The following is a 26,135-nucleotide window of genomic DNA, read 5'->3' as shown; positions in this document are numbered from 1 at the left end:
GCGAGCAAAGGCCATGTGTGACAAGGACCTGCTGTCAGCCAGCCTCTGTCAGGCCTGAGGACGGCATCATTCTCTTCAGGATCGTCATCACTGCGCCAGGTGATGACTGTCGGGCCCCGGGCATCTGCTCGGGGCCCGGCTTCAGATAAGGCATCCGCCCACGATTGCCTTCCTTGTGACTCAGGGGTACTTGCCCACGAGGTGCGACATGCTGATCGCGACCAACACGCTGTTGATTCTTGGCCTGGCCATCGTGCTGTTTGCCTACGGCCTCTATATTCGCCGGACACAGGACATGCGCGGTGTGCTGATGTTCTGGTCACGCAAGCTTGCGCTCACTGCGCTTGAATTCAGACTGCAACGCTTCGGTATCCTCGTGATGCTGGGCGGGGTGGTGATCCGCTATCTGGAAGTGCTGCGCCTGTTCTAGCTTGCGCGGCCTTCCTGCAAGCGCCGCTGTTCCCCACGGTGCATGCCACACGCCAACGCCCGCTGACTGCGGGCGTTGGCGTATCTTGCGTCGGCGCCACGCCACCTTCCCCGACAGGTGGCAGGCCCCCCGCCTGAAGCACGCTGCCTCTGTGACCGTCTACTGGCCAATGCTAGACTGTGCGCCCTTCCAAACTGTCAGCCTGATGCCCCATGTTCACACCCGATAGCGAGCTTTCGTCCAGCCCCACTGATGCGGCCACTGCCAAGCGCGAATTGAACAAGTTGCAGAAGCGCCTGCGGCGCAATGTCGGTACCGCCATCACCGATTACGGCATGATCCGTGATGGCGACAAGGTGATGGTGTGTCTGTCCGGGGGCAAGGATTCCTACACCATGCTGGATATCCTGATGAACCTGCAGCGCAATGCGCCGGTGCAGTTCACGCTGGTGGCAGTGAATCTCGATCAGAAACAGCCCGGCTTCCCGGAGCATGTGCTGCCGGCATGGCTCGAGTCGGTGGGCGTCGAGTATCACATCCTTGAGCGCGACACCTATTCCATCGTCAAGGAGAAGGTGCCGGAGGGCAAGACGACCTGCGGGCTGTGCTCGCGTCTGCGTCGCGGCTCGCTGTATGGCTTCGCCGCCGAGATCGGCGCGACCAAGATCGCCCTCGGCCACCACCGCGATGACATCCTCGAGACGCTGTTCCTGAACATGTTCTTCGGTGGCAAGCTCAAGACGATGCCGCCCAAGCTGCTCTCCGATGACCAGCGTCATATCGTGATTCGCCCGCTGGCCTACTGCCGTGAGTCCGATATCGAGGCCTATTCCAACGCCCGCGAGTTTCCTATCATCCCCTGCAACCTGTGCGGCTCGCAGGAGAATCTGCAGCGTCAGGTGGTCAAGGAGATGCTGCAGGACTGGGAGAAGAAGCATCCGGGGCGTCTGGAAACCATGTTCCATGCCGTCACCTCGGTGGCGCCATCACATCTGGCAGACCGCGACCTGTTCGATTTCGCCGGCCTCGATGAGCAGCGTGACCGCTTCCAGGCATCGCGTATCGATGCGCTGGACATGAGTTCCGAGCAGGCCGGCATGGCCGATGATCTGTTCGAGGCCGAGCGCCGCGTCAAGCCGCTGGCCGACTCGGCGGCCTCGCTGGGGCATGAGCTGTAAGCCACACTCGACTGGCCATCGTCAGACATCATGAACGCCACCTCGCTTGCGGGGTGGCGTTCTGTATTTCAGGCGGTCACTCTCCCGCCCGGCGTTGAGGGCTGGCGCACCTGGCGTGAGTCAGGGTTGAAGGCCCGCGACCATTGTCGTCTCGCTTGCTGGCGCGACAGTCCGCATGCTTTGGTCATGTCAGGTGACTGAAGGGCTGGGAGGCGGCGATGGGCAATGATGTGGACAGTGACGAGCGCGGCAATGGCCAGCAGGGCCAGCGACTGGCGGCGACCGTGTTGCATGGCTTCGATGAATATCGATCACGCTTCAAGCAGATCTCCAGTGACGCGCGGCGACGCTTCATCGAGGCCGACTGGCGGGAAGCCCAGCAGGCCTCCGCCGCGCGCATCAACCTCTACGATGAGAAGGTCGCCGCCACCATGGAGCGGCTGGAGCGCGCCTTCGAGCCAGACCGCCTGTGCGAGTGCACCCTGTGGGGCGAGGCCAAGCGGCAGTATATGGCGCTGATCGATCAACGCCTCGACTACAAGCTGGCCGAGACCTTCTACAACTCCATCTTCTGCAGCGTGTTTTCCCATCGCCACATCCGCGATGACTGGATGTTCGTCTCGCCATCCCGCCAGAGGCCGGCACGCCATTCCGGCTTGAGCATCAGTCATCGTGTGCCGGTCGAGGGTGACTGGGCCGGGGCACTCGAATCCGTGCTCAACGAGGCGCCGCTGGGGATCGCCTTCGAGCATCAGGGGCGCGATGTGACGCTGGGTGCCGAGATGTTGCTCGCGACGCTGCCTGAGGCGGTGCGCGATGCGCCGGACGCTGCCTTCGAGATGCTGCGCAGCGTCTTCTATCGCAACAAGGGCGCCTATCTGGTCGGGCGCATCGAGGGAGGTGGCCAGACCCTGCCATTGGTGTTGCCGGTGCTGCATACCGAACGCGATGGCGTCTATCTGGACACCGTGATCATCGAGCCGGAGGAGGTCTCGATCATCTTCTCCTTCACGCGGGCCTACTTCCAGGTCGAGATCGAAGTGCCCAGCGAGGTGGTCGGGTTCCTGCAGACCCTGATGCCCGAGAAGCCCATCGGCGAGCTGTACGCCGCCATCGGCTTCTACAAGCATGGCAAGACCGAACTGTTCCGCGGCCTCAACCAGCATGTGGCGAGTCGCTCCGATCAGTTCATCATCGCACCGGGCGTACGCGGCATGGTGATGGCGGTCTTCGTGCTGCCTAGTTACCGGCTGGTGTTCAAGCTGATCAAGGACCGCTTCGCCCCCGGCAAGGACATGAGTCGTGATCAGGTGCGCGAGAAATACCGTCTGGTCAAACGCCATGATCGCGTCGGGCGACTGGCAGACACGCAGGAATTCTCGAACTTTACCGTCGGCAAGGACCACTTCGACCCGGCCTGCCTCGACGAGCTGCTGGAGGTGTGCAGCTCCTCGATCAGCCTGCGCGGCAACAAGGTGCTGATCCGTCACTGCTATACCGAGCGCATGATGACGCCGCTCAACCTGTATCTCGAGGAGTGTGACGCCGAGGAAACCCGCACGGTGCTCAATGATTATGGCAATGCGATCAAGCAGTTGGCTGCCGCTGACATCTTCCCCGGCGACATGTTGCTCAAGAACTTCGGCGTCACGCGCCACGGGCGGGTGGTCTTCTATGACTACGACGAGATCAGCTACCTGACCGAGTGCAACTTCCGTGAGATTCCCGAGGCACGTTACCCTGAGCAGGAACTGGCCAGCGAGCCCTGGTATTCGGTGGGGCCCAACGACATCTTCCCCGAGGAGTTCGGCCCCTTCCTGTTTGCCGACCTCCAGCTGCGCAAGCTGTTCTACGAGCTGCATCCCGAGATCTTCCAGGCCAGCTGGTGGCGTGGCCTGCAGGACGCCATCGCGCAAGGGCGCGTGATCGATGTCTATCCCTATCGCAACAAGCGTCGCTTCGGTGTCGATCGCAGTCAGGACTTCATCGATGACTGAGTGTGATCGCCATGCCCGCTGTTCGAACCTGTCCAATGCCAGAGAGAGTGCTAGATGAGTGAAGGCTTCAAGGACCCCGGTGCACGCCATGGACGCCATCTGGTCGTGTTGAGTGGCGCCGGCATCAGTGCCGAGAGCGGCCTGCGCACCTTCCGCGCCGAGGATGGCCTGTGGGAAGAGCATCGTCTGGAAGACATCGCGACGCCGCAGGCCTTCCGACGTGACCCTCAGCAGGTGCTGCGCTTCTACGATGATCGCCGCACCCAGGTGCGGCGTGCCAGGCCCAACGCGGCCCACAAGGCGCTGGCGGAGCTTGAGCAGCACGGCTTTCGCGTCTCGGTCATCACCCAGAACATCGACGATCTCCATGAGCGTGCAGGCTCGCGCGAGGTCGTGCACCTGCATGGCGAGATTCTCAAGGCGCGCTCCAGCGTCGACCACGGCCTGCGCTATCCCTTGCCGCGTGGCGGCATTCGCCTCGGGGATCTGTGTGACAAGGGCAGTCAGCTGCGCCCGGACGTGGTGTGGTTCGGTGAGGCGGTGCCGCTCTATGCGGTCGCCGAGGAGATCGCCGCCGAGGCGGATCTGCTGTTGATCGTCGGTACCTCGCTCAAGGTCATGCCGGCCTCCAACCTCTATGCAGCAGCACCGCTGGACGCCCCCATCGTGCTGGTCGACCCGAATGCCGATGAACTGGCCGAGCCCGGCGTGCTGCCGCTGGCCGAAAGTGCCGGTCAGGCGGTACCGAGGCTTGTGCGCCATTGGTTGTATCAGGGCCACCTGGGACTGCCTGATACGTTATGATGCGCGCCTTCAGGCCTGCCATGGGAGGCGGGCCAGCAATTTCCGGGAAATCGATGCCCCGGGCGACCGAAAAGTGAAAAGCATGTTCGAGACGCTGAATCGTTTCTTCCCCTTGTGGGCGCTGGTCTTTGCCGGCATCGCCGTGGTGGCTCCGGCGCCGTTCGTGGCGCTCAAGGGCACCATTCAGCCTCTGTTGGCGCTGATCATGTTCGCCATGGGCCTGACCCTGTCGCGTGACGACTTCATACGCGTGGCACGTCGCCCCGGCCCGATCGCGCTCGGGTTGCTGCTGCAATACAGCGTGATGCCGCTGGCCGCCTTCCTGATTGCGCGTCTGCTGGGGCTGGACCCGGCGCTGACGGTGGGCATGGTGCTGGTCGGTGCCACGGCAGGGGGAACCTCCTCCAACGTGATGACCTGGCTTGCCGGCGGACACGTGGCGCTATCGGTCTCGATGACCATGGCTTCGACGCTGCTCTCCATCGTGATGACGCCGCTGCTGACCTGGTGGCTGCTGGGCACCGATATCGACGTGCCGGTCAGCGGCATGCTGCTGAGCATCGCCAAGCTGGTGGTCGCACCCATCGTGCTCGGCGTGGTCGTCCACCACTTCGCGCGAGATCTGATCCGCGAGTGGGAGTCGGCATTGGCGAGTCTGGCCATGCTGGCCATCGTGCTGATCATCGCCATCGTGGTCTCGCTCAACGTCGGGCGCCTCGCCACGCTGGGCCCGCTGGTCGCGTTGGCGGTCGTGGCACACAATGCCATCGGCCTGAGCGCAGGCTATGGCCTGTCGCGTCTGTTCGGACTGGATGAACGCACTTCGCGCACCATCGCCATCGAGGTCGGCATGCAGAATTCTGGTCTGGCGGCGTCACTGGCCAGTCAGTTCTTCTCCGCCACGGCGGCGCTGCCGGGGGCGATCTTCTCCATCTGGCACAACGTCTCGGGGTCGCTGCTGGCAGGCTACTGGAAGCGTCGTCCGCCCAAGTTCGTGACCGGCAGCAAGCACCGCTACGAGGTCTGATCCCGCGAGTTGATAGCTTGAGCTGTGATAGAGGAATATGAGAAAGGGACGCGCATGCTAGAATGCGCGTCCCTTTTTCTTTGGTCCTGACTGCTCATCATGTGTGATTCCCGCCCCCCGCCGGCTGATGGCGACGATATCGCCGCCTGTGCGCCTCACTCTGTTTCCGCTGACGTCTCCAGCGTCGATGGCGACGCTGTGGCAATTGATACCGTCGCGCCAGGCGAAGGCAGTGGCATCACCACGCTGCCCAGTGGCGAGCCGGAGGCGTGGCACGGGCGGCATCCGCGCCGCGAGTTCAAGGCGCGCGGCAGTCAGGTGATTCGCTGTGAGGCGTGCCGCCTGCCTAGGCTCAATTGCCTGTGTCCCTATCAGGTCACCGCCGAGTCGCGGATCAAGTTCTGGCTGATCACCCATCCGCTGGAACATTACAAGCCGACCAATACCGGGCGCCTGATCTCGGATGTGCTGGCGGGCACCGAGGTCTTCAGCTGGTATCGCGTCGAGCCTGACCCGCGCCTGCTGGCGCTGCTGGAAGATGAGCGCTATCAGCCCTTCATCATCTTCCCGGATGACCAGCCCGATTACGCCGACCGCGTGGTTGACGTGAATGCCATCGCCGGTGTCGGCGCCGATGTGGCGACGCATACCGCCAGTGGCGAGGCGCGCGTTCCGGTGTTCATCCTGCTGGATGGTACCTGGCGTCAGGCACGGCGCATCTTCCGCAAGAGTCCGTATCTGGACGGCTTGCCGGTGTTGCCATTGCACACCACGCGTCTGACGCGCTATCACCTGCGCAAACCGGCGTCCCAATCACATCTGTGTACGGCGGAGGTGGCGGCGGAGCTGTTGCGTCAGGCCGGAGAGGAGGCGGCGGCCAGCGTGCTGGATGATTACTTCGATGCCTTCAACGACTGCTATCGTGCCAGTCGTATCCACTATGTGCTGGAGCCGACCGCGCCGATGCGGCGCCTGCTGGCGCGCCGTGACGCCACTACCGGCGAGTCATAGTCGAAGCAATACAATACAAAACGCCCCCGTCGGAGTGCTCCGACGGGGGCGTTTTTGTTCAAGGTGATGCTCCTGGCGCGTTGGGGGTTATCGGCACGGCTGTCAGCGCCGCCAGAAGGCCGGCGTGAACAGCACCAGGATGGTGAAGATCTCCAGACGACCCAGCAGCATGGCGAGGATCAGGATACCCTTGGCGGCCCCCGGGATATCGCCGTAGTGGGTCGCGACCTCGCCCAGTCCCGGCCCCAGGTTGTTGAGCGCCGAGCCGACCGCAGACCACGCCGTCACCTGGTCAAGCCCGGTGGCCAGCATGCCCAGCATCATCAGCACGAACAGCATCAGGTACACGGAGAAGAAGCCCCATACCGCTTCAGCCACACCCTCGGAGATGCGCATCTTGCCGACCTTGACCGACAGGATGGCATTGGGGTGGATCAGACGATGGATCTCGCGCACGCCCTGCTTGAGGATCAGCAGGATGCGGATGACCTTCATGCCGCCACCGGCGGACCCGGAACAGGCGCCGATGAAGGCGGCGATGAACAGCATCATCGGCAAGACGCCCGGCCAGCCGGTGAAATCGGCGACGCCGAAGCCGGTGGTGGTGGCGACCGAGACGGCCTCGAACAGGCCGTGGCGCAGCGCCTTGCTGTCATCGTAGCTGCCGGTGAGCAGCAGGCCGGCGATGGTGACGCAGGTCAGGATCAGCAGCAGGATCAGGAAGAAGCGTGTCTCCGGGTCGCGCAGATAATGGCTGATGCGACCCTCGCGCCAGGCGGCGAAGTGCAGGCCGAAGCTGATCGAGGATACCACCATGAAGAACACGCAGATCATCTCGATGCTGGCGGAATCGAAGTAGCCGATGCTGGCATCGTGGGTCGAGAAGCCGCCGACCGCGACGGTCGAGAAGCTGTGGCCCAGGGCATCGAACCAGCTCATGCCGGCCGCCCAGTAACTGGCGAAGCACACCAGTGTCAGCGCGGCGTAGATGTACCACAGCGCCTTGGCCGTCTCGGTGATGCGCGGCGTCAATTTGGAGTCCTTCAGCGGGCCGGGGATCTCGGTGCGGTAGAGCTGCATGCCGCCGATGCCGAGTGTCGGCAGGATCGCCACCGCCAGCACCACGATCCCCATGCCGCCCAGCCATTGCAGCTGCTGACGATAGTAGAGGATGGAGTGAGGCAGCAGATCGAGTCCCGTCATCACCGTGGCGCCGGTGGTGGTGAGTCCCGAGAACGACTCGAACATGGCATCGATGATGGTCAGGTTCGGGTCTTCGGCGAGCAGGAAGGGCAGCGAGCCGAAGGCCCCCAGCACGGTCCAGAACAGCACCGTGATCAGGAAACCATCGCGGTTGCGCAATTCCTTGCGGGCGTGCCGATTGGGGTAGAAGAGCGCGAAACCGGTCAGCAGGGTGATGCCCATCGCCACGGCGAAGGCGCTCAGGGTGTCGTCCTCGAAGACCCTCGAGATCAGCATCGGCGGCACCAGCGTCAGGCTGAACAGCATCAGCAGGATACCGAGGATGCGAGAGATCACGCGTAGACTCATGCGGCGCCTCCCTGAAAGAGGCGCAGCGTGGCGAGGCCACCGAGTGACAGTCGGTGCGGGCGCGGGGCGGTAGTCATTGAGGCCGGCATCAGAAGAAGGTCAACCCGACCTGGAACAGGCGCTCCACCTCGCGGATGCGACGCTTGTCGACCACGAACAGGATGACGTGGTCGTTGGACTCCACCACCAGGTCATGATGCGCCACCAGCACTTCCTTGCCGCGTACCACGGCACCGATGGTGGTGCCCTCCGGCAGGTTGATATCCTCGATGCGTCGGCCTACCACCTTGGAGGAGCGCTCATCGCCGTGGGCGATGGCCTCGATGGCCTCCGCCGCACCACGGCGCAGCGAGTGGACATTGACGATGTCACCCTTGCGCACGTGGGTCAGCAGGCCGCCGATGGTCGCCTGCTGGGGCGAGATGGCGATGTCGATCTCGCCGCCCTGCACCAGGTCCACGTAGGCCGCGTTGTTGATCAGCGTCAGCACCTTCTTGGCGCCGAGTCGCTTGGCCAGCATCGACGACATGATGTTGACCTCGTCGTCGTTGGTCAGCGCGCAGAAGATGTCGCAATCCTCGATGTTCTCCTCCAGCAGCAGACGCTTGGAGGTGGCGCTGCCGTGCAGGACCACGGTGCGATCGAGGCGCTCGGAGAGGTTGGTGCAACGCGCCAGCGAGTGCTCGATGATCTTGACCTGATGGCTGTGCTCCAGCGTCTCGGCCAGACGCTCACCGATATGGCCGCCACCGGCGATCACTACACGGCGGAAGTTGCGATCGACGCGTCGCAGCTCGCCCATCACGGTACGGATATCCTTGCGTGCCGCGATGAAGAACACCTCATCATCGGCTTCGATCACGGTGTCACCGCGCGGGATGATCGGACGGTTGCGACGATAGATGGCGGCGACGCGGGTATCCACGTTGGGCATGTGGCGACGCAGGAAACCGAGTTCCTGACCGACCAGTGGCCCGCCGTAATAGGCCTTCACCGCGACCAGCTGGGCGACGCCATTGGCGAAGTCGAGCACCTGCAAGGCGCCGGGGTACTCGATCAGGCGGCGGATGTGGTCCGTCACCACCTGCTCGGGGCTGATCAGCACGTCGACCGGGATGGCGTCATGCGAGAACAGGCCCTTGCGGGTCAGATAGGCGGTCGAGCGTACGCGCGCGATCTTGGTCGGCGTGTGGAACAGGCTATGGGCGATCTGACAGGCGATCATGTTGACCTCGTCAGAGTTGGTCACCGCGATCAGCATGTCGGCATCCTCGCCACCCGCCTGCCGCAGGATCTGCGGATAGCTCGCCGGCCCCGTGACCGTGCGGATGTCGAGTCGGTTGTGCAGCTCGCGCAGCCGTTCGCTGTCGGTATCCACCACCGTGATGTCATTTTCTTCATGGGCCAGGTGTTCGGCGAGCGTTCCGCCGACCTGACCTGCGCCCAGAATGATGATTTTCATGTCCGGCTCGTCCGCTGTTGCTCAGTCGGCACAGGATAAACCAGTGCCAGGACGGAAGACAGCCGCGCCCCGAGAGTCGGGGCGCGGCTGTCCGGGAATGTCAGGCGTGGCGTCTCATGTCATCACGGACGTCGCGCCGACACGGCTCGCTTGGCTGTGATCAGGCGCTGGCCTTGGTGATGTGGGCCAGGTAGAAGCCGTCGTGGCCATTGACCTGCGGCAGCATCTGACGGCCAGCACCGGAGACACGGCCCCAGTCGGCCTTGATGGTCTCGGCCTTGGCGTCCGGTGTCGCGGCCAGGAAGCGGTCCATCACGCGGGCATTTTCCTGGGTGATGATGGAGCAGGTGCCGTAGATCAGGGTGCCGCCGGGCTTGAGCATGTCCCACAGATTGGCCAGCAGCTTGCCCTGCAGGCGTGCCAGATCGCCGATGTCGTTCGGGCGACGCAGCAGCTTGATGTCCGGGTGACGACGGATGACGCCACTGCCGGAGCAGGGCGCGTCGAGCAGGATGACGTCGAAGGCTTCGCCGTCCCACCAGTCGCGTTCACTGGCATCGGCACACACGACACCGGCACCCAGCTCCAGACGCTCCAGCGTCTCTTCCACGCGCTCGAGGCGCTCGCCGTCGATGTCGATGGCGGTGGCGTCCAGGCCCGGGAAGCGTTCCAGCATGTCCGCCAGCTTGCCGCCCGGCGCGGTGCAGGCATCCAGCAGGCGCACGCCTTCACCCTCGGCGTTGATGGCCGTCACGGCCGGCGCCAGCAGCTGACCCGCCAGCTGTGCCGCTTCATCCTGCACGCTGACCAGGCCTTCCTCGAAGCCCGGCAGGGCGCTGACGTCGCAGGCGCTGGTCAGGGTGATGCCGTGCTCGGCGAAGGGGCAGGCCACGCCTTCGATCTCGGCTTCCGCCAGCTGGGCGAGGTAGTCGTCGCGGCTGATGGCGGAGACATTGACGCGCAAGGTCATCGGCGCCTGGGCATTGTTGGCCTCGGCGATGGCCTGCCAGTCGTCCGGCCAGTTGCGCTGGAAGGTCTCCAGCAGCCACTGCGGGTGAGAAAGCGCCACCGCGGGGTCCTTGTCGACCTCGGCTTCCAGCGCTTCCTGCTCACGCTGGAAGCGACGCAGACAGGCATTGAGCACGCCGGTGGCCCAGCCCTTGCCCAGTCCGCGGGCGGCGCCAGCGGTCTCACCGACGGCGGCGTGCGGGGCGATGCGCATGTACAGCAGCTGATAGAGGCCGAGCAGCAGCAGGGCGTGGATGTCCTGGTCCTGGGCCTTGAAGGATGACTTCAAAAGCTTGCCCGCCAGGGTATCCAGACGCGGCAGCTGGCGGCAGACGCCGAAGCACAGCGCCTTGTAGAGGCCCTGATCACGTCCGGCCACGCCAGAGGGCAGTCCGTCCAGATTCAGAGAGGTCTTTGCCGCCAGTACCGGCGCCAGGGTGCGCGCAGCGGCGACCCGGACGGCGGCACCCGGCGAGGCCGGTGCATTGTCAGGCTTGCGACGTGCACCGCCGTGCTTCTGACCGCCGCCCTTGCTGCGGGCTGGCGGCAGGGAGTTGCGCTTCTTGCCGTTGCCCTTGGAGGACGGGTTGTCTGACTGGCTCATGCGGAAGTCTCGGTCTGGGAATCGGTATCAGGGGTGTGGTCCGCGCCAAGGACGAGGCCCTCGGGGAAGCGCGCAGCACGGGAGTTGAGCAGGTCCTTGACGGACAGCGGCTTGGCGCCGGGCAGCTGGGCCCGGGTGATCTCCAGCACCTCATGGCCGTCACCGCAGGCGATGCGCAGGCAATCCTTGCCGGGCGCCAGCAGGGTGCCGGGCGTCACGCTGTCGGTGAGGCGTTGCTCGCCGGTGCGCGACATCCACAGGCGCAGCGGCTCGCCTTCAAGGCGGGTCCAGGCCACCGGCCACGGATTGAAGGCGCGGATGCGCGCGTCCAGCTCGGCGGCAGGGCGGGTGAAGTCGAGTTCGGCCTCGGCCTTTGAGAGCTTGGCGGCGTAGGTCACGCCCTCTTCCGGCTGGCGGGTCGCGGGCAGGTCGCCTGTGGCGATGGCGTCGAGGGCCGTGACGATGGCCTCGCCACCCTGGGCCGCCAGCGCATCGTGCAGCTCGCCACCGGTGGTGCTGGCGGTGATCGGGGTGCGGCGGGTCAGCAGCATGTCACCGGTGTCCAGGCCGGCATCCATCTGCATGATGGTGACGCCGGATTCGCTGTCACCGGCTTCGATGGCACGCTGGATCGGTGCGGCCCCCCGCCAGCGCGGCAACAGCGAGGCGTGGATGTTCAGACAGCCCAGACGCGGGATATCGAGCACCGCCTGCGGCAGGATCAGCCCGTAGGCCACCACCACCATGATGTCGGCCTCGAGGTCGCGCAGAATCTGGCGATCGGCCTCGTCCTTGAAGTTGAGCGGCTGATGGACAGGGATATCATGCTGGAGTGCCAGCTGCTTGACGGGGCCCGGGGTCAGCTTGCGACCACGCCCGGAGGGGCGATCAGGCTGGGTGTGGACACTGATGATCTCGTGGCGACTGCCCAGCAGGGCGGACAGGCACTCGGCGGCGAAATCGGGGGTGCCGGCAAAGGCGATGCGCAGGGCTTTCGACATGTGCTATGACTCATGTAGGAGCACGGAGGCGGCCGTGCTCAAGGTGCTGACGGTTGCGGCAGGACAGCCAGCGCGACAGGCGCGGCTGATGGACTCGTAACCGCACGAAGGCCGAGGGCATCCCCTCGGCCTTCGTGCGGTGCCGCCATGCGCTCAATATCGGCCGTGTGGCCGAGCGTGAGGGATCAGGCTTCTTGCAGCTTGTGGCGTTTCTGCATCTTCTTCATCACCCGATCACGCTTGAGCGGGGAGAGGTAGTCGACGAACAGCTTGCCTTGCAGGTGGTCGTGCTCGTGCTGGATGCAATGCGCCAGCAGGCCATCGGCTTCCAGTTCGTAGGCATCGCCGTTGCGGTCCTGAGCCTTGAGTCGTACCTTCAGATAGCGCGGGACTTCGGCATAATATTCAGGAATCGACAGGCAGCCTTCCTGCATCGGTTGCTGTTCATCACCGATCGGGGTGTATTCCGGGTTGATCAGCACCAGCGGCTGGGACTGATCTTCGCTGACGTCGATGACGATGAGACGGCGATGCTCGTCGACCTGTGACGCGGCGAGGCCGATGCCGCGGGCGTCATACATGGTCTCGATCATGTCGTCGATCAGGGTCTGCAGCTCGGCGTCGATCGTGTCGATCGGGGCGGCAACGTTGCGCAGACGCTCATCAGGGAATTCAAGGATTTCGCGTTTGGCCATGGCTGGTGTAATTACCGTTGTGCTGTCAGAAAGGATTTGCCTGATATTGTAGTGTGCGCAAGCGAGGAACGGAACCGAATGCCGTCAATGCTGCTACTATCGCGGCAATAGTCAGGATTGATCTGGCATGGCGATGGACAGGGGGCAGCAGCCACCAGGCGCGGGGCAGAGCGGGTCTGCGCGGTGCGGAGTTCAGAACAAGACCATCACCACCGAGCGATGGGTGGCAATAACGCAAGGGACGCAGGAATGGGCATGAAACGACTGGTCGGCAATGCCGTCTTCACGGCACTCCTCGGCATGGCGACGCTGGGGGCAAGCGCAGGGATGTCGCTGGCACAGGCAGCAACCGTGCGTGATGACGTACCTTCCACCTATGTGGTGGTGCGTGGCGATACGCTCTGGGACATCTCCGGACGCTTTCTGCGTGAGCCCTGGCTGTGGCCGGAAGTCTGGCGCGCCAATCCGCAGATAAAGAATCCGCACCTGATCTATCCGGGCGATCGCATCTCGCTCTACTACGAGAATGGTGAGCCACGTCTGCGCCTGGAGCGCGGCCAGGGTGGTGTCGTCAAGCTGTCTCCCCAGATCCGCAAGATTCCCAAGCGCGAGGCGGTGCCACCGATTCCGCTGGAAAAGATCTCGGCCTTCCTGAAAGAGCATCGCGTGATTGACCCGGCGCTGCTCACCGATGCGCCCTATATCGTGGCCGGGGATGACACCCGCCTGATCAGCGGCGCCGGCGATACCATCTATGCCCGTGGCAACTGGTCCGCCAATGACACCTACAGCGTCTACCGCAAGGGCCAGCGCTATCTGGACCCGGATACTCAGGAGTTTCTGGGGCTGGAGATGATCAGCATCGGCGACATCAAGCTTGAGCGCCGCGAAGGCGATATCGGTGTGCTGCGTGTGCTGTCAGCCAATCGCGAGATTCTCAATGGTGATCTGTTGCTGCCGGCGGACGGTGGTGCGATCACCACCAGCTTCCAGCCGCAGCCGCCCGAAGAAGATGTGGGCGGCGTCATTCTCGCGGCCCCCGATGGACTGCGCAACATCGGTCGCAATGACATCGTGGCGCTCAATCGCGGCAGCCGTGAAGGCATCCAGCCGGGATACGTCTTCGGTATCGAGCGCCGTGGCGAGACGATCACCGACCCCGTGACCGGTGAGCCGATCACCCTGCCCGGTGAGGAAGGTGGTCTGGTGATGGTATTTCGCATCTACGACAAGGTCAGCTACGCGCTGGTGATGCAGGCAGCACGCCCCTTGAGCGTCGGTGACAAGCTGTTGGAGCCCCACGGCTGATCGAAAGCCTCTGTCACCCGCAAGCATCGGCGTGGTGAAACGACTCATCGTGCTGAAGTGAACAACCAGGGTAAGTCATTAATCCGCCCGGGAGGTGTGGCGTGTCGATCGATGTCGAACAGCGCGGCCCCTCGCGGGCGGATTTCGTCTTTCTGGCGCGCCTGCCGGGCTTTGGCACGCATACCGCGGCCAAGCTGCGTGAGCGTGCCGACTGGCCGCAGGGCTGGCTGGCCATACTGCCGCCACGCCTGGCGGCACCGCTGCGCCTTTGGTGCGAGCGCCCCGAATCCTCGCCGCTCTATCAGCAGGTGATGACAGACCTAGCCTGGCATGCGCCGGCGCAGGGCTATCATCTGCTCACCCCCGCTGACCCCGAGTGGCCCGCCATGCTTGATACCCTGCCGGACCCGCCGTTGGCGCTCTGGGCGCTGGGGCGTCAGTCGCTGCTTGAGTTGCCCATGCTGGCCATCGTCGGCGCACGCAAGGCCAGTCATGCAGGCCTGCGGCATGCACATGACTTCGCGGCTGAGCTGGTCTCTCGTGGCTGGAGTGTTGCCAGTGGGCTGGCGCTGGGAGTCGATGCCGCGGCGCATCAGGGAGCCCTGGCGGCGTCAGCGCGTCTCGGCGCACATGACTATGCGGCCAACCCCTCGACGCTGGCGGTGCTTGGCTGTGGGGTCGATGTGGTCTATCCCGCTCAGCATCATCGTCTTCGCCAACGGCTGTTGGAGGGTGGCGGCCTGCTGCTCTCGGAGCATCCGCCAGGCACCGGCGCGCATGCGCGTCATTTCCCACGCCGCAATCGGCTGATCACCGGTCTGTCACTTGGCGTGCTGGTGGTCGAAGCCACGCTGCGCAGTGGCTCACTGGTCAGTGCCCGGCTGGCGATGGAGCAGAATCGCGAGGTGTTCGCGCTGCCGGGACGCATCGATGACATCACCGCCAGCGGTTGTCTGGAGCTGATTCGTCAGGGGGCGACGCTGGTACGCGACGTCGATGACATGCTGGCGGAGCTCAAGCACCTGCTGCCGGCGCACTCGACCGAGCAGTCGTCAGCGCAGGCCCGGGTGGCGTCGTCCAAACAGCCCGCTGCCGTCTTTACGGGCTCTCTCTCAACCCCTCGCTCAGCTAATCGTTCAGCCACCCGCGACGCTGAATCGTCACTGCCCCTGCCATCGCTCGAGATGCCAGTCTCAAAGGCAGTCACACCCCCTGTCAGTCAGGAGGCGGCACCGTTGTGCTTTCTGGGGGCGGTGCCGCTGGCGCTGGACAAGCTGGTCGAGCTGAGTGGCACCTCGGTCAGTGAGCTGAGCATGCAGTTGCTGGAACTGGAGCTAGAAGGGCGAGTCATGCAGGCGCCGGGTGGCTGGAAGCGGCTCTGAGGTTCTGAGCTAATGTTGCCGGCCTGGCAGTAATGATCCGAGAGGCCGGCAACCTGACCTCATTTGCCCTGGTTGACCGTGCCGCTCTCGGGCTGCCAGGCATTGAGCGCCGCATCACGCATGGCACGCTTCTCGTGCTCACTGGCACCCCAGTTGCCATCGTAGAGCACGCCTTCCCACTCGCCGTAGGTCGGGTTTGGCAGCAGCACGAAGCGACGGCCGAACTGATCCGCCTGGCGGGCAACTTCGGCATTGCGTGCGCGGGTGGTGGACTGCTGGAAGGCCTGATCGAAATCGCCGAGGTTATCGCCCATCAGCAGCGCGATGTCATGCTCGGCCGTGACCCGCGCGCGGCGCGCGGTCTTGTCGGAGCTGTCGGTGCGCGGCATCACGTGCTCGGCATTGGCCTGCGGGAAGCCGAGCGCGGCAAGATTGGCGATGGTGGCCTGCTTGCCGGCCGCCTTGCGGTTGGTGATGTAGTAGACATCGACGCCGCTTTCGTGAGCGTAGTTGAGGAACGCCACGGCGCCCGGTGAAGCCGTGGAGACGGCATCATCCACCCAGTCAGCCCAGCTCTGGCTGTCGTAGGTACGACCTTCACGCAGTGCCCAACCGCCGTAGCTGGTGGTGTCGAGCACGGTGTCATCGACATCGACGACCACCGCCAGCGGCTTGTCCTGTGCGTGACGACGTGCCAGCGCCAGATTCAGGCGGTCGTGGGCCACGTTGAAGGCCTGCAGTGACAGGGCATGAAACTCCGCGCTGCGCTGTATCCACAGGGTCGCCAGCATGGCCTGGTCGCTCAAGGGCGCCTGCGTTGCGGCATCCTGCAGCGGGGCAGGGCGTGGCGCCGGCGCTGTGGGTGTCTGGGTGCCAGAGCTGGCACAGCCTGACAATGCCAGCAGTAGAGCGGCTGAGGTGGTCAGTGAGAAAGCGCGACGCATGGATCACATCCTTGTCTGAAGAAAAGAGGGAGGGAAAGTGGGGGAACGCCACAGGCCCGGCGCTGAAGACTGTCCAGCAAAGTGTCCAAATGACCTCGATAGTCTTTTGAAACAAGCCTTTGCGTCAGTTTCGCAATACCCTGAGGGCGATGGACCCCTTCATCATGCCGTGAACCGGTCGGTGCGCCTATGCCACCCCGGCGCGACGCCGTGTTGCGTCGATGTGCAGCGTCGGTCTCGCGCCGGTGAGCGTGCTAGAATCGCCGCCATCGTGTTGCCGCAGCTAGGAGTTCGAGCAGATCATGAATGTCAGTGATGTTTCGCTGGATCAGCGTGCCCTCGACGGCGCCGCTGCCTGTCTTCGCAATGGGGGCATCGTTGCCTATCCCACCGAGGCCGTCTGGGGGCTGGGGTGTGATCCCGACGATGGTGAGGCCTTGGCACGGTTGATCAAGCTCAAGTCCCGTGACGCCGCCAAGGGCCTGATCCTGATCGCCGGTGATATCGCTCAGCTGGAACCCTGGTTGGCGGGAGTTACCGTCGAGCAGCGTGAGCAGCTGCTGGCCAGCTGGCCAGGACCTTATACCTGGTTGGTGCCTGACAATGGCCGTGCGCACCCCTTGCTGCGCGGTGAACACGTCAGCCTGGCCGTGCGCGTGACCGATCATCCGCTGGTCCAGGCATTGTGCGCCGCCTTTGGTGGCCCGCTGGTGTCGACCTCGGCCAACCGCGCCGGCGAGTCGCCTGCCATGACTGCAGACGAGGTGCGTGACGCCTTCGGCGACGCGCTGGTCAATGACGTGATCCTCGAGGGGCCGCTCGGTGGCAACCCGCGTCCCAGCACCATTCGTGATCTCGCGACCGGCAAGGTACTGCGCGCCTGAGCAGCAGGATCGCCGCTCGGGTTGATCCAGATCAGTGCCGCGTCATCCAGGTGCCCAAGAGGGGCATTTTCCGATCTGCCGAGCGCAGCGTGTCGCGGTAAGCTGGCAGTTCACCGCCAGCAGCGGCCAACGACGGGTGTCGCCCCGTCATCATTCATTCCCGTTCTACCGGAGGCATCGTGGCCCACGCCAATCTCGAAGACGTCAAGGTCTACCTGCTCGATCTGCAAGACCGCCTGTGCGAGGCGCTGCAAGCCTGCGATGGCCAGGCAAGTTTCCGTGAAGACAGCTGGGAACGCGCCGAGGGCGGCGGTGGTCGCTCACGGGTCATCGAGAATGGCGGCGTCTTCGAGAAGGGTGGCGTCAATTTCTCGCATGTCTTCGGACATGAATTGCCGGCTTCCGCGACGGCGGTACGTCCGGAGCTGGCCGGTCGCAGCTTCCACGCCGTCGGGGTCAGCTGGGTGCTGCATCCGCACAACCCGCACGTGCCGACCAGCCATGGCAATGTGCGCTTCTTCATCGCCGAGAAGGAGGGCGAAGCGCCGGTATGGTGGTTCGGGGGCGGCTACGATCTGACGCCGTTCTACCCGCATGAAGAAGACGCGCGTCACTGGCACCAGACGGCCTATGATGCCTGCATCGCCTTCGGCAGTGATGTCTATCCGCGTTACAAGGCCTGGTGTGACGAGTACTTCTACCTCAAGCATCGCGACGAGACGCGGGGCGTGGGTGGCCTGTTCTTCGATGACCTCAACGAGTGGGGCTTCGAGCGCTGTTTCGCCTTCCAGCAATCCGTCGGCGACAGCTTCCTTGAGGCGTATCTGCCTATCGTCGAGCGCCGCCGCGAGACGGCCTATGGCGAGCGTGAACGCAACTTCCAGCTCTATCGCCGCGGGCGCTACGTGGAGTTCAACCTGGTCTGGGACCGCGGCACGCTGTTTGGCCTGCAGAGCGGCGGACGCACCGAGTCGATCCTGATGTCGATGCCGCCGGTAGTGCACTGGAAGTACGGCTACGAGCCCGAGGAAGGCAGTGCCGAAGCGGTACTGTATCGCGACTTCCTGCATGCCCGCGACTGGCTGGGCGAAGAGGCCTGATCGCCGCATTGACCTGACGCTTTTCTGTGATTGTCCCGGAGTCCTGATGTCCCGTTACGCTGTATTCGGCAACCCGATTGCCCACTCGAAATCCCCGTTGATCCATCGCTCCTTCGCTGAGCAGCTCAAGGACTCCCTGAGTTATGAGGCACGACTGGCGCCGGTCGGTGACTTCGCGGCCGGTTGGGCCGAGTTCGTCGCCGAAGGTGGCCAGGGGGCGAATGTTACCGTGCCCTTCAAGGAGCAGGCCTTCCGGCTGGTCGATGTGCTGAGCCCGCGTGCCCGCCGCGCCGGCGCCGTCAATACGCTGATGCTCGGCAAGACGGGTCAGCTATACGGCGATACCACCGATGGTGTCGGCCTGACCCGTGATCTCGAACGTCTCGAGGCGCCGCTCAAGGGTGCGCGCATCCTGATTCTCGGCGCGGGTGGCGCCGTGCGTGGTGTGCTGGAACCTCTGCTGGCCAGGCAGCCGGCGGCCTTGGTGATCGCCAATCGCACCGTTGCCAAGGCCAGTGCGCTGGCCGAGGACTTCGCCGACCTGGCGGGGGAAGGCTGCCTGCTGTCCGGCGGCAGCTATGCGGCCATCGAGGGCCAGTTCGATCTGGTCATCAATGGCACCAGCGCATCGCTGGGCGGCGAGCTGCCGCCGTTGCCGGATTCGCTGTTCTCTCCGCAGGCGCTCGCCTACGACATGATGTATGCCGCCGAGCCGACCGTCTTCATGCGTTGGGCCAGCGAGCGCGGTGCGCGGGTCGAGGATGGTCTCGGCATGCTGGTGGAGCAGGCGGCCGAGTCCTACTTCCTGTGGCGTCACAAGCGCCCGGAGACAGAGCCCGTGGCAAACATGTTGCGCAGGATGCTGGCGGAGGGGTGATCCGCGGGAGCTTGCCGGGCATGCACGTCGATTCAGATGGCCGCCAGACGGGCAGCCAGATGACCCGCTAGCCGACCAGTCAGACGACAGACGATGAAAAAGGAGCGGGGGACTCGACAGAGTCCCCCGCTCCTTTTTGGTTGGCCACGGTCCAGCGTGCTCACGCCTCGCTGTTGGCGCTCAGCTGCTCTTGACGGGGGCCGTGGCACAGGATTCGAGCCGATATCCGTACTGATAGACGCTTTTCAGCCTGAGCCCACGGCTGCCGTTCAGTCCCAACTTGCGCCGCAAGCGGCTGACGTGGGTGTCGACCGTGCGGGTCGAGATGTCTCCGTTGACTCCCCAGATCATCTCCAGCAGGTAGGCGCGTGAGTAAAGCTCTCCGACGTGGCGCAGCAGCAGGGAGGCCAGCTGATATTCGCGCTGGGTCAGGGCGACCGGCTCCTCGCCGCACCAGATGGTGTGTTCATCCGGCTCGATCCGATATTGATCGCTGATGGCCACCTTGGGCTGCAGGTAATGGGTGTCGGAGGTGACGAAACGCCTGCCCAGCGCTTCCACACGCGCCGTGAGCTCGGCAGGGCGGATAGGCTTGGCCAGGAAGTCATCGGCGCCGTGCTGAAGCGCATGCACGACATCCTCCTCTCCCTGGCTTGCGGTGATGAACAGGATCAGCCCCCGCCAGCCGTGCTCGCTGCGCAGTGTGCGCGTCAGCTCCATGCCGCAGGCATCCGGCAGTTGCCAGTCGATGATCAGCAGGTCGAAGCTGCGCTCGCGCAGCGCGCGCAACAACTGGCTGGCGCGCTCGAAGCCTGCCAGCTCATGTCCCTGGGCCTCGAGACACAGGGTCAGGTAATCACGTTGATCATGATCATCTTCCAGAATGCCGATTTGCATGTCGCTGCCTCCCCGGGTGGGTATCGCAAGCAGTCTACGCGTCTCTTGCGTGAGACCGCGTCACAATGGTTCACGTTTGGCAGGACGAAGGCGACATATACTCGCGTTCATCCCCTTCGCTACTTTATGACACGTTGCCGCTGTTGGCGCGTGAGTGGTGAGGATGAAACGAGACGGTGAATCTCCGGCCGTCATCCATGGCTGTCCATGCCCCCTGGAGTCTTCTTATGCCGCTTCTCATTCTCCTGCGCTGCCTCACCACGGCGTTACCTCGCATACGCCACTGGCTTCTGCTGCTGACACTGTCGTTTTCCCCCTTCGCCATGGCCCTGGAGGCACCGCAGGGGCCGGTGGTGTTGCGCGTCACCGGGGATATTACCCATACCAACGCCGGAGGCGAGGCGCATTTCGATCGCGCCATGCTCATGGCGCTGACGCAACGGGAAACCGTGACCACCACCCCCTGGCATGACGGCGAAGTGAGCTTCAGCGGTCCGCTCGGTTCAGCGTTGATGGAGGCGGTGGGCGTCGAGGATGGCACCATGCGTATCGTGGCGCTCAATGACTACGCCGCCAGCGCGCCGGTGCAGGACTATTTCGATTATCCGGTGATACTGGCCATGGAAGTCGATGGCAAGCGACTGCGTGTGCGCGACAATGGCCCCATCTTCATCATCTACCCCTTCAGTGAGCAGCCGGATCTCCTCAACGAGGAAATCATGACCCGCTCTGTCTGGCAGGTGAAGCGCATTGAAATTGAACGCTGACCCCGCTTTTACCGCTCAACGTCATGAGCTCTGGCAGGATGTCCGTGCATGAACCCACTCCGTTCCCTGCATTTCAGAGCCGCCATCGCCATTGCCGCGACGTTGTTCTTCGTCTCGGCATTGGTGACTGGCGTTCTGGTCTATCAGCGTCAGCAGGCACTCGAGCACAAGCTGCGTGAGAATCTGATCTGGGCGGTCTATCAGTTCGACAGGGAAGTGCGCGAGCTGCGCATGGTGGTGGCCGAGGAACAGAAGACCCCGACGCCGCCCGCCTTGATGGATGACAGCGAGCTGCTGTTGCGGCTCGACATCCTCTATAGCCGGGTGCAGTTGCTGCAGAGCGGCCAACTGGGCAGCATGCTGGCGGGGATGCCCGACCTGCATGCCCGGCTGATGGCCATGCTGCCCAGAATCGAGGTGCTGGACAGCGCCATCATGGACCTGGCGAGTCGTCAGGCGCGTGATGCGTCCCTCTATGTGCAGATACTCAGCCGGCTTGCCTCGCTTCAGGAGCAGGCCGGCGAGCTGCTGCTCAACATCAATGCCGAGGCCGCTATCCAGCGCACCAGGGAGCGCTCGGAGCTCCTCAACCTGTATGCCCTCGCGCTGTCGCTGGTGCTGCTGATGACGTTGAGCGGCATCGTGCTGGTGGTCGCGCTGATCGTCGAGAGTCGCGGACGGGCCTCAAAGACCCGCAAGCTGGAGGAGCGCACCCGGGAGCTGGATGGCATGGTGCAGCTGGCGCAGGCGGCCAGTCGTGCCAAGTCGGAATTTATGGCGATCATGAGCCATGAGATTCGCACCCCGCTCAATGGCATGGTCGGTGTGTCGGACCTCATCGGCGAGGAAGTCTCGACCCGGCGTGGCCAGCAATATCTGGCGATGCTGCGCCAGAGTGCCGAGAGCCTGCAGGCCGTCATCAATGATGTGCTGGATTATTCCAAGATCGAAGCCGGCAAGCTGGAGCTGGATCAGCGCTGTTTCTCACTGCCCGAATTCCTCGATTCTCTGGCCGCGCATTACCATCGCCAGACAGGCAGTGCCGGCAAGGGATGCTCGCGCATTTTCCTCGAAGAACGTGCCGATGATCTGCCTGTCTGGGTCAAGGGGGACGTCAATCGCCTGCGTCAGGTACTGACCAACCTGCTCAACAACGCCTTCAAGTTCTGTCCCCAGGGCACTATCCGGCTGAGGGCATCATTGGAAGACGGCGAGACGCTTCATTTCGAGGTTCACGACAGCGGTTGCGGGATCGCCGCCGACCAGGTGAGCCAGTTGTTCGCGCCCTTCACCCAGGTGGATACCTCGATTGCGCGTCGACATGAAGGCACCGGGCTCGGGCTTGCCATCTGCAAGCGACTGGTGGAGGCGATGGGCGGTGAGGTCGGCGTCGAGAGCCATCTCGGGCTCGGCAGTCGCTTCTGGTGCCGCGTGCCGCTGCCGGTATTGACCGTCGCCGAGGCTTGCCCGCAGCAGGCGGTGGGAGATGCGCCCTTGCCCCATGCAAGCGTGCTGGTGGTAGAAGACAACGAGGTCAATCAGTCACTGGCGCGGGCCATGCTCGAGTATCTGGGACAGCAGGTCACGGTGGTGGAAGACGGTGAGCAGGCACTCGAATGGCTTGCGCAGGCTGGCAACGATGTCGATCTGGTGTTCATGGACATGCAGATGCCGGTACTGGATGGCGTCGAGACAACACGTCGCTGGCGTCAGCACGAGGCCGAGCAACCCGCCAGCGCTCGTCTGCCGATCATCGCGATGACCGCCAACGTGATGCAGGAGGATGCCCGCCGCTGTATCGATGCCGGCATGCAGGGGGTGCTGCACAAACCCTTCACGCGTGATGATCTGCATCGGGTACTGCAACAGTATCTGGTCCAGGCCTCTGATTTGCAGGCCTCTGATTCGCAGCAGAATGCGCTTGCGTCAGAGAAGCCAGAGGCTTCGGCTGGCGAGCGGACTACCGTCATGCAGGCACCAGGCGATGATGGCGTCAGCTCGTCAGCGGCTGATGATCAGGGCGCGCAGATCGACGCTGCTCAGGCGCTCGATGTAGCAACTGACGACTCAGCCGCGCACTCTCTGCCCGATGCTGCGCCTTGCTTGCTGCAGCACGCGACCTGTCAGGAGCTGCTCAAGACCCTGAGTGGCGAGGCCTATTCACGACTGCTGAGCAATTACCTGACGCGCCTCGATGGACGCCTCGACGTGATGGTGACCTTGCTGAAGCAGAGGGATCTCACCGAGCTCAAGCGCGAGGCACATTCCCTAAAGGGGGCGTCAGCCTCGCTGGGATGCAGCGGCATAGCCAGTGGCGCCAAGGCGCTGGAGGAGGCGGTGATCAGTGAGGATCTGCCCGAGGTACACCAGCATGTCGCCACATTGCGCTCCTTGAGTATGCCGACGCGGGACAGCCTCCTCGCAGAGGGCTACCTGTTCTCCTGACGGTACTGGGACGTGATGGCGTGATAGATAGCCGACAGCATTCCACTACCGTCCCTCTGGTTCTCCCGTTCCCGCCTTCTTTCGCTCTCTTCATCCTGGCCTTCACGATTTATCCTGGCTTTCACGACACAGACGCCACCCATGGCGACATGGGTGGCGTCTGTGTCGTGGGGTGTTGTGGCATTCCCGCTGTCTGTCCTGCGCTGCGGCGGGACGCCAGCCTCCTCAATGGACTGCGGAGGTGTGGCGCTGGCTGATTGCATTGACGGCACTGGGCGGGCAGCGGCTCCAGGCATTGAAATCGGTGACGGGCATGGGGCGTGCGAACAGATAGCCCTGACCGATATTGCAGCGGGTATCGCAGAGGTAATCGCGCTGTTCCGCGGTCTCGATGCCTTCGCCGACCACGGCGAGATTCAGACGCTGGCCCAGCTCGACGATGGTACGGGTGATGGCGCGCGCTTCCGGGTGGCTGTCGCTGCGCCCGACGAAGCATTGGTCGATCTTCAATTCGTCGAACGGCAGGTTGTAGAGCTGCATCATCGAGGAGAAACCGGTGCCGAAGTCATCCAGCGCCAGGCGATAGCCGCGGTCGCGAATGGCATTGAGCAGGTGACGAGCGTAGGTGAGGCAGTCGATCCCGCAGCTCTCCGTGAGTTCCAGCGTGATGGAGTGCGGATCGACATGATGCTGACTGGCCAGCGCATCCAGCGTCTTCAGCATGTCGCGGGTGCGCAGCAGCTGGGGTGACAGATTGAGCGCGAGATCAAGGTGAAGGCCCTGGGACTGCCATTGGCCCTGCTGGCGGAAACCATGCTCGATGACCTGCCAGGTGAGTGCCTCGATACGGTTGGTGCGTTCCGCCAGGGCGATGAACTGGTTGGGCATGACCATGCCGCGCAGAGGATGCTGCCAGCGCACGAGAGCTTCCGCGCCGCTGAGCCGGCCGCTGGCGAGGTCGATCTTGGGCTGATAGACGAGATGCAGCTGGCGCTCGGTCAGAGCATCATCCAGTTCATCAAGTGACAGCGGATTGCGTTGCTTATCCAGCTCTGCCAGCAGAGAGGCCAGGTGCATGATGTCGCAGGGCTTGCCGAGCTGGCCCAGCATCTCCAGGCCACTGCGCTTGCCCCTGGCGACCATCGCTTGCATGTCGTCGTTGTGACAGGCGCTCATCAGGATGATGCCCGCCTCGACATTGCGTTCGCGCAGATAGCCGAGCACATCATCGCCGGTGAAGTCGCCCAGTTCGTAGTCCACCAGGATGAGGTCCGTCTCCAGGCAGGCGGGATTGCAGGCGATGTCCTGCAGCCCTTCGCTCTGCGTGCAGTCGAAACCATGGGCGGAAAGCAGCCCACTGATGAGCTCACGAAAATCCGGATCGTCGTCGATGATGAGTGCGTGTCGAGTCATATAAGGCATCCTCAAGCGAGTGTCGGGAATACGCTCACACCGCTGTGCATGAAGTGTCTGCATGGGCAGTGCGCAGGCGAGCAGGTGATCCCAGATTAGCAATGCGGTTACATGATTCGCGGATATCGACACATTTGACGGCGTCTTTTTACATTCGAGCTGTCAGGTCGATGAATCAGAAAGCGGGTAGCGTGAGTCAGCCAGGGAGAGGCCGCCAGGGGGAGCCAGCAAGAGGCGGGGAGGGGGGTTATCAAACAAGGAAGAGGCGGGTAGCAGGAGGGAAGTCGTCACACGCCCGCGCAGCCCCGGGTTGCCTCCGGGACTGCGCGGGCGTGTGTTGCCTGAGACTGGTCAAGCCACGCCACATGGGCGGGGTCAGCGCAGACGATCGCAGTTGGGCTTCTCGCCGGCGGCGCGGGCCTGCTGATAGGTCGGCAGAGCGGTCTCGAGGCGCTCGTTGAGGGCCGCCATGCGCTGCTCATCACTCGGGTGCGTCGACATCCACACCGGAGGTTGCGCGCCTCCGGCAGCGTTCATGTTGGCCCACAGCTTGATGCTGGCGCGCGGGTCGAAGCCGGCTTCGGCCATCAGGTCCAGCCCCAGCAGGTCGGCTTCGGACTCGTGGGAGCGCGAGAACGGCTTGAGCACGCCGTATTCCGCGCCCATGCCCAGCAGGCCCATGAGCTGATCGCCACCGGTGCCTTCGAGGCCTGCCAGTGCCTGGGTCAGCGACAGCCCGGCGGAGGTCAGCGATTGGGTCGAGACGCGCTCGTTGGCGTGGCGCGCCAGCACGTGGGCGATCTCGTGGCCGATGACGGTCGCCAGCTGGTCCTGATTCTCGGCGACCTCCAGCAACCCGGTGTTGACGCCGATATAGCCGCCCGGCAGCGCGAAGGCATTGGCGGACTCGTCCTCGAATACCTTGACCTGCCAGCCGCTGATGCCATAGCTGGCGGGCACCTTGGCGGTCACCGCATCTGCCACGCAGCTGACGTAGGCATCCTGACGTCCTTCCACCACCGGCAGCTCCTGCTGGTACTTGCTGAAGCTGGCTTCTCCCATCTTCTCCAGTTCCTGGTCCGAGTAGAGAGTCAGCTGGCTGCGGCCCAGCGGAGAGCTGGCGCAGGCACTCAGGGTGACGGACGCCGCAAGGGCCGCCAGCGGGAGCAGACGACGCAGGGCGCGGGGAGATGAGAGATCGAGCAATCCTGGCATTGGGGCCTCCTGGCTAGATGACGTGACAATCTTCAAGCGCACGGCAGGGCGACGCTGAACGTGCAAGAAACGTGCAGACAGCATAACCGGATAGGCGAAGTGGTGCAGTCAGTGAAATGATACGTTGCTGAGATC

General features: G+C 63.8%; 22 protein-coding genes. 13 read left to right on the top strand and 9 right to left on the bottom strand.

The annotated features are described in order from the left end of the window. Positions 1-208 precede the first annotated feature (208 nt). From FLM52_14930 to FLM52_14905, 6 genes are all read left to right on the top strand, one after another. The gene (locus FLM52_14930) at positions 209-430 is read left to right on the top strand and encodes a hypothetical protein (GenBank protein NVN57037.1); all 222 of its coding nucleotides are present in this window, start codon (positions 209-211) and stop codon (positions 428-430) included. Positions 431-642: 212 nt separating this feature from the next. Beyond that, on the top strand, positions 643-1,608 hold the full coding sequence (gene ttcA / locus FLM52_14925; protein NVN57036.1) for a tRNA 2-thiocytidine(32) synthetase TtcA: 966 nt from the start codon (positions 643-645) through the stop codon (positions 1,606-1,608). Positions 1,609-1,826: 218 nt separating this feature from the next. After that, entirely contained in the window at positions 1,827-3,605 is a 1,779-nt protein-coding gene (gene aceK, locus FLM52_14920) for a bifunctional isocitrate dehydrogenase kinase/phosphatase (protein NVN57035.1), read from the top strand. 54 nt (positions 3,606-3,659) lie between these two features. After that, positions 3,660-4,409 (top strand): NAD-dependent deacylase, encoded by a 750-nt coding sequence (locus tag FLM52_14915; GenBank protein NVN57034.1) that lies wholly within the window; start codon positions 3,660-3,662, stop codon positions 4,407-4,409. Between the two features lie 82 nt (positions 4,410-4,491). Next, a complete protein-coding gene (locus FLM52_14910) occupies positions 4,492-5,436 on the top strand; it encodes a bile acid:sodium symporter family protein (protein NVN57033.1) in 945 nt (314 codons plus the stop codon). A gap of 99 nt (positions 5,437-5,535) precedes the next feature. Next, a complete protein-coding gene (locus tag FLM52_14905) occupies positions 5,536-6,447 on the top strand; it encodes a DTW domain-containing protein (protein NVN57032.1) in 912 nt (303 codons plus the stop codon). 102 nt (positions 6,448-6,549) lie between these two features. Here the strand turns inward: FLM52_14905 and FLM52_14900 are convergent, their stop codons facing one another. From FLM52_14900 to FLM52_14880, 5 genes are all read right to left on the bottom strand, one after another. After that, a complete protein-coding gene (locus FLM52_14900; GenBank protein NVN57031.1) occupies positions 6,550-7,998 on the bottom strand; it encodes a potassium transporter in 1,449 nt (482 codons plus the stop codon). Between the two features lie 88 nt (positions 7,999-8,086). Next, on the bottom strand, positions 8,087-9,460 hold the full coding sequence (trkA, locus tag FLM52_14895; GenBank protein NVN57030.1) for a Trk system potassium transporter TrkA: 1,374 nt from the start codon (positions 9,458-9,460) through the stop codon (positions 8,087-8,089). Positions 9,461-9,620: 160 nt separating this feature from the next. Further along, positions 9,621-11,072: a 16S rRNA (cytosine(967)-C(5))-methyltransferase RsmB gene (gene rsmB / locus FLM52_14890; GenBank protein ID NVN57029.1), complete on the bottom strand. Its 1,452-nt coding sequence runs from the start codon at positions 11,070-11,072 to the stop codon at positions 9,621-9,623. Beyond that, the gene (locus FLM52_14885) at positions 11,069-12,073 is read right to left on the bottom strand and encodes a methionyl-tRNA formyltransferase (protein ID NVN57028.1); all 1,005 of its coding nucleotides are present in this window, start codon (positions 12,071-12,073) and stop codon (positions 11,069-11,071) included. Before FLM52_14885 ends, rsmB begins: the two co-directional genes overlap by 4 nt. A gap of 185 nt (positions 12,074-12,258) precedes the next feature. Further along, positions 12,259-12,768 (bottom strand): peptide deformylase, encoded by a 510-nt coding sequence (locus FLM52_14880; protein NVN57027.1) that lies wholly within the window; start codon positions 12,766-12,768, stop codon positions 12,259-12,261. Between the two features lie 219 nt (positions 12,769-12,987). Between FLM52_14880 and FLM52_14875 the strand changes: the two genes are divergently transcribed. After that, positions 12,988-14,076: a LysM peptidoglycan-binding domain-containing protein gene (locus FLM52_14875; GenBank protein ID NVN57026.1), complete on the top strand. Its 1,089-nt coding sequence runs from the start codon at positions 12,988-12,990 to the stop codon at positions 14,074-14,076. Between the two features lie 107 nt (positions 14,077-14,183). After that, positions 14,184-15,458: a DNA-protecting protein DprA gene (gene dprA / locus FLM52_14870; GenBank protein NVN57025.1), complete on the top strand. Its 1,275-nt coding sequence runs from the start codon at positions 14,184-14,186 to the stop codon at positions 15,456-15,458. Positions 15,459-15,517: 59 nt separating this feature from the next. Here the strand turns inward: dprA and FLM52_14865 are convergent, their stop codons facing one another. Then, on the bottom strand, positions 15,518-16,402 hold the full coding sequence (locus FLM52_14865) for a 5'-nucleotidase, lipoprotein e(P4) family (protein ID NVN57024.1): 885 nt from the start codon (positions 16,400-16,402) through the stop codon (positions 15,518-15,520). A 302-nt stretch (positions 16,403-16,704) separates the two neighbouring features. On the opposite strand from FLM52_14865, the gene FLM52_14860 reads away from it, so the two are divergent. The 3 genes from FLM52_14860 (at position 16,705) to aroE (ending at position 19,263) form a co-directional block, all read left to right on the top strand. Then, positions 16,705-17,286, top strand: coding sequence for a tRNA threonylcarbamoyladenosine biosynthesis protein RimN (locus FLM52_14860; protein NVN57023.1), 582 nt, complete (start codon positions 16,705-16,707; stop codon positions 17,284-17,286). Between the two features lie 179 nt (positions 17,287-17,465). Then, complete coding sequence (hemF, locus tag FLM52_14855; protein NVN57022.1) at positions 17,466-18,386, top strand: oxygen-dependent coproporphyrinogen oxidase; 921 nt, start codon at positions 17,466-17,468, stop codon at positions 18,384-18,386. 43 nt (positions 18,387-18,429) lie between these two features. After that, the gene (aroE, locus tag FLM52_14850) at positions 18,430-19,263 is read left to right on the top strand and encodes a shikimate dehydrogenase (GenBank protein NVN57021.1); all 834 of its coding nucleotides are present in this window, start codon (positions 18,430-18,432) and stop codon (positions 19,261-19,263) included. Between the two features lie 180 nt (positions 19,264-19,443). Here the strand turns inward: aroE and FLM52_14845 are convergent, their stop codons facing one another. Then, positions 19,444-20,160 (bottom strand): response regulator transcription factor, encoded by a 717-nt coding sequence (locus FLM52_14845; protein NVN57020.1) that lies wholly within the window; start codon positions 20,158-20,160, stop codon positions 19,444-19,446. A gap of 323 nt (positions 20,161-20,483) precedes the next feature. Here FLM52_14845 and FLM52_14840 point away from each other — a divergent pair, with 323 nt between their 5' ends. After that, complete coding sequence (locus FLM52_14840) at positions 20,484-20,927, top strand: hypothetical protein (protein NVN57019.1); 444 nt, start codon at positions 20,484-20,486, stop codon at positions 20,925-20,927. Positions 20,928-20,975: 48 nt separating this feature from the next. Further along, positions 20,976-23,372 carry a response regulator gene (locus tag FLM52_14835; GenBank protein NVN57018.1) on the top strand — a complete coding sequence of 799 codons (2,397 nt, stop codon included), beginning with the start codon at positions 20,976-20,978 and terminating at the stop codon, positions 23,370-23,372. Between the two features lie 225 nt (positions 23,373-23,597). Here the strand turns inward: FLM52_14835 and FLM52_14830 are convergent, their stop codons facing one another. Both FLM52_14830 and FLM52_14825 read right to left on the bottom strand, forming a co-directional pair. Beyond that, complete coding sequence (locus tag FLM52_14830) at positions 23,598-24,848, bottom strand: EAL domain-containing response regulator (protein NVN57017.1); 1,251 nt, start codon at positions 24,846-24,848, stop codon at positions 23,598-23,600. A gap of 312 nt (positions 24,849-25,160) precedes the next feature. Continuing rightward, entirely contained in the window at positions 25,161-25,964 is an 804-nt protein-coding gene (locus FLM52_14825) for a M48 family metallopeptidase (GenBank protein ID NVN57016.1), read from the bottom strand. Positions 25,965-26,135: the final 171 nt, after the last annotated feature.

This window comes from bacterium Scap17, assembly GCA_013376735.1.
Classification (GTDB): Bacteria; Pseudomonadota; Gammaproteobacteria; order Pseudomonadales; family Halomonadaceae; genus Cobetia.
Note: the sequence above shows the minus strand (reverse complement) of the source record. Positions and strands in the feature narration are given on the sequence as shown.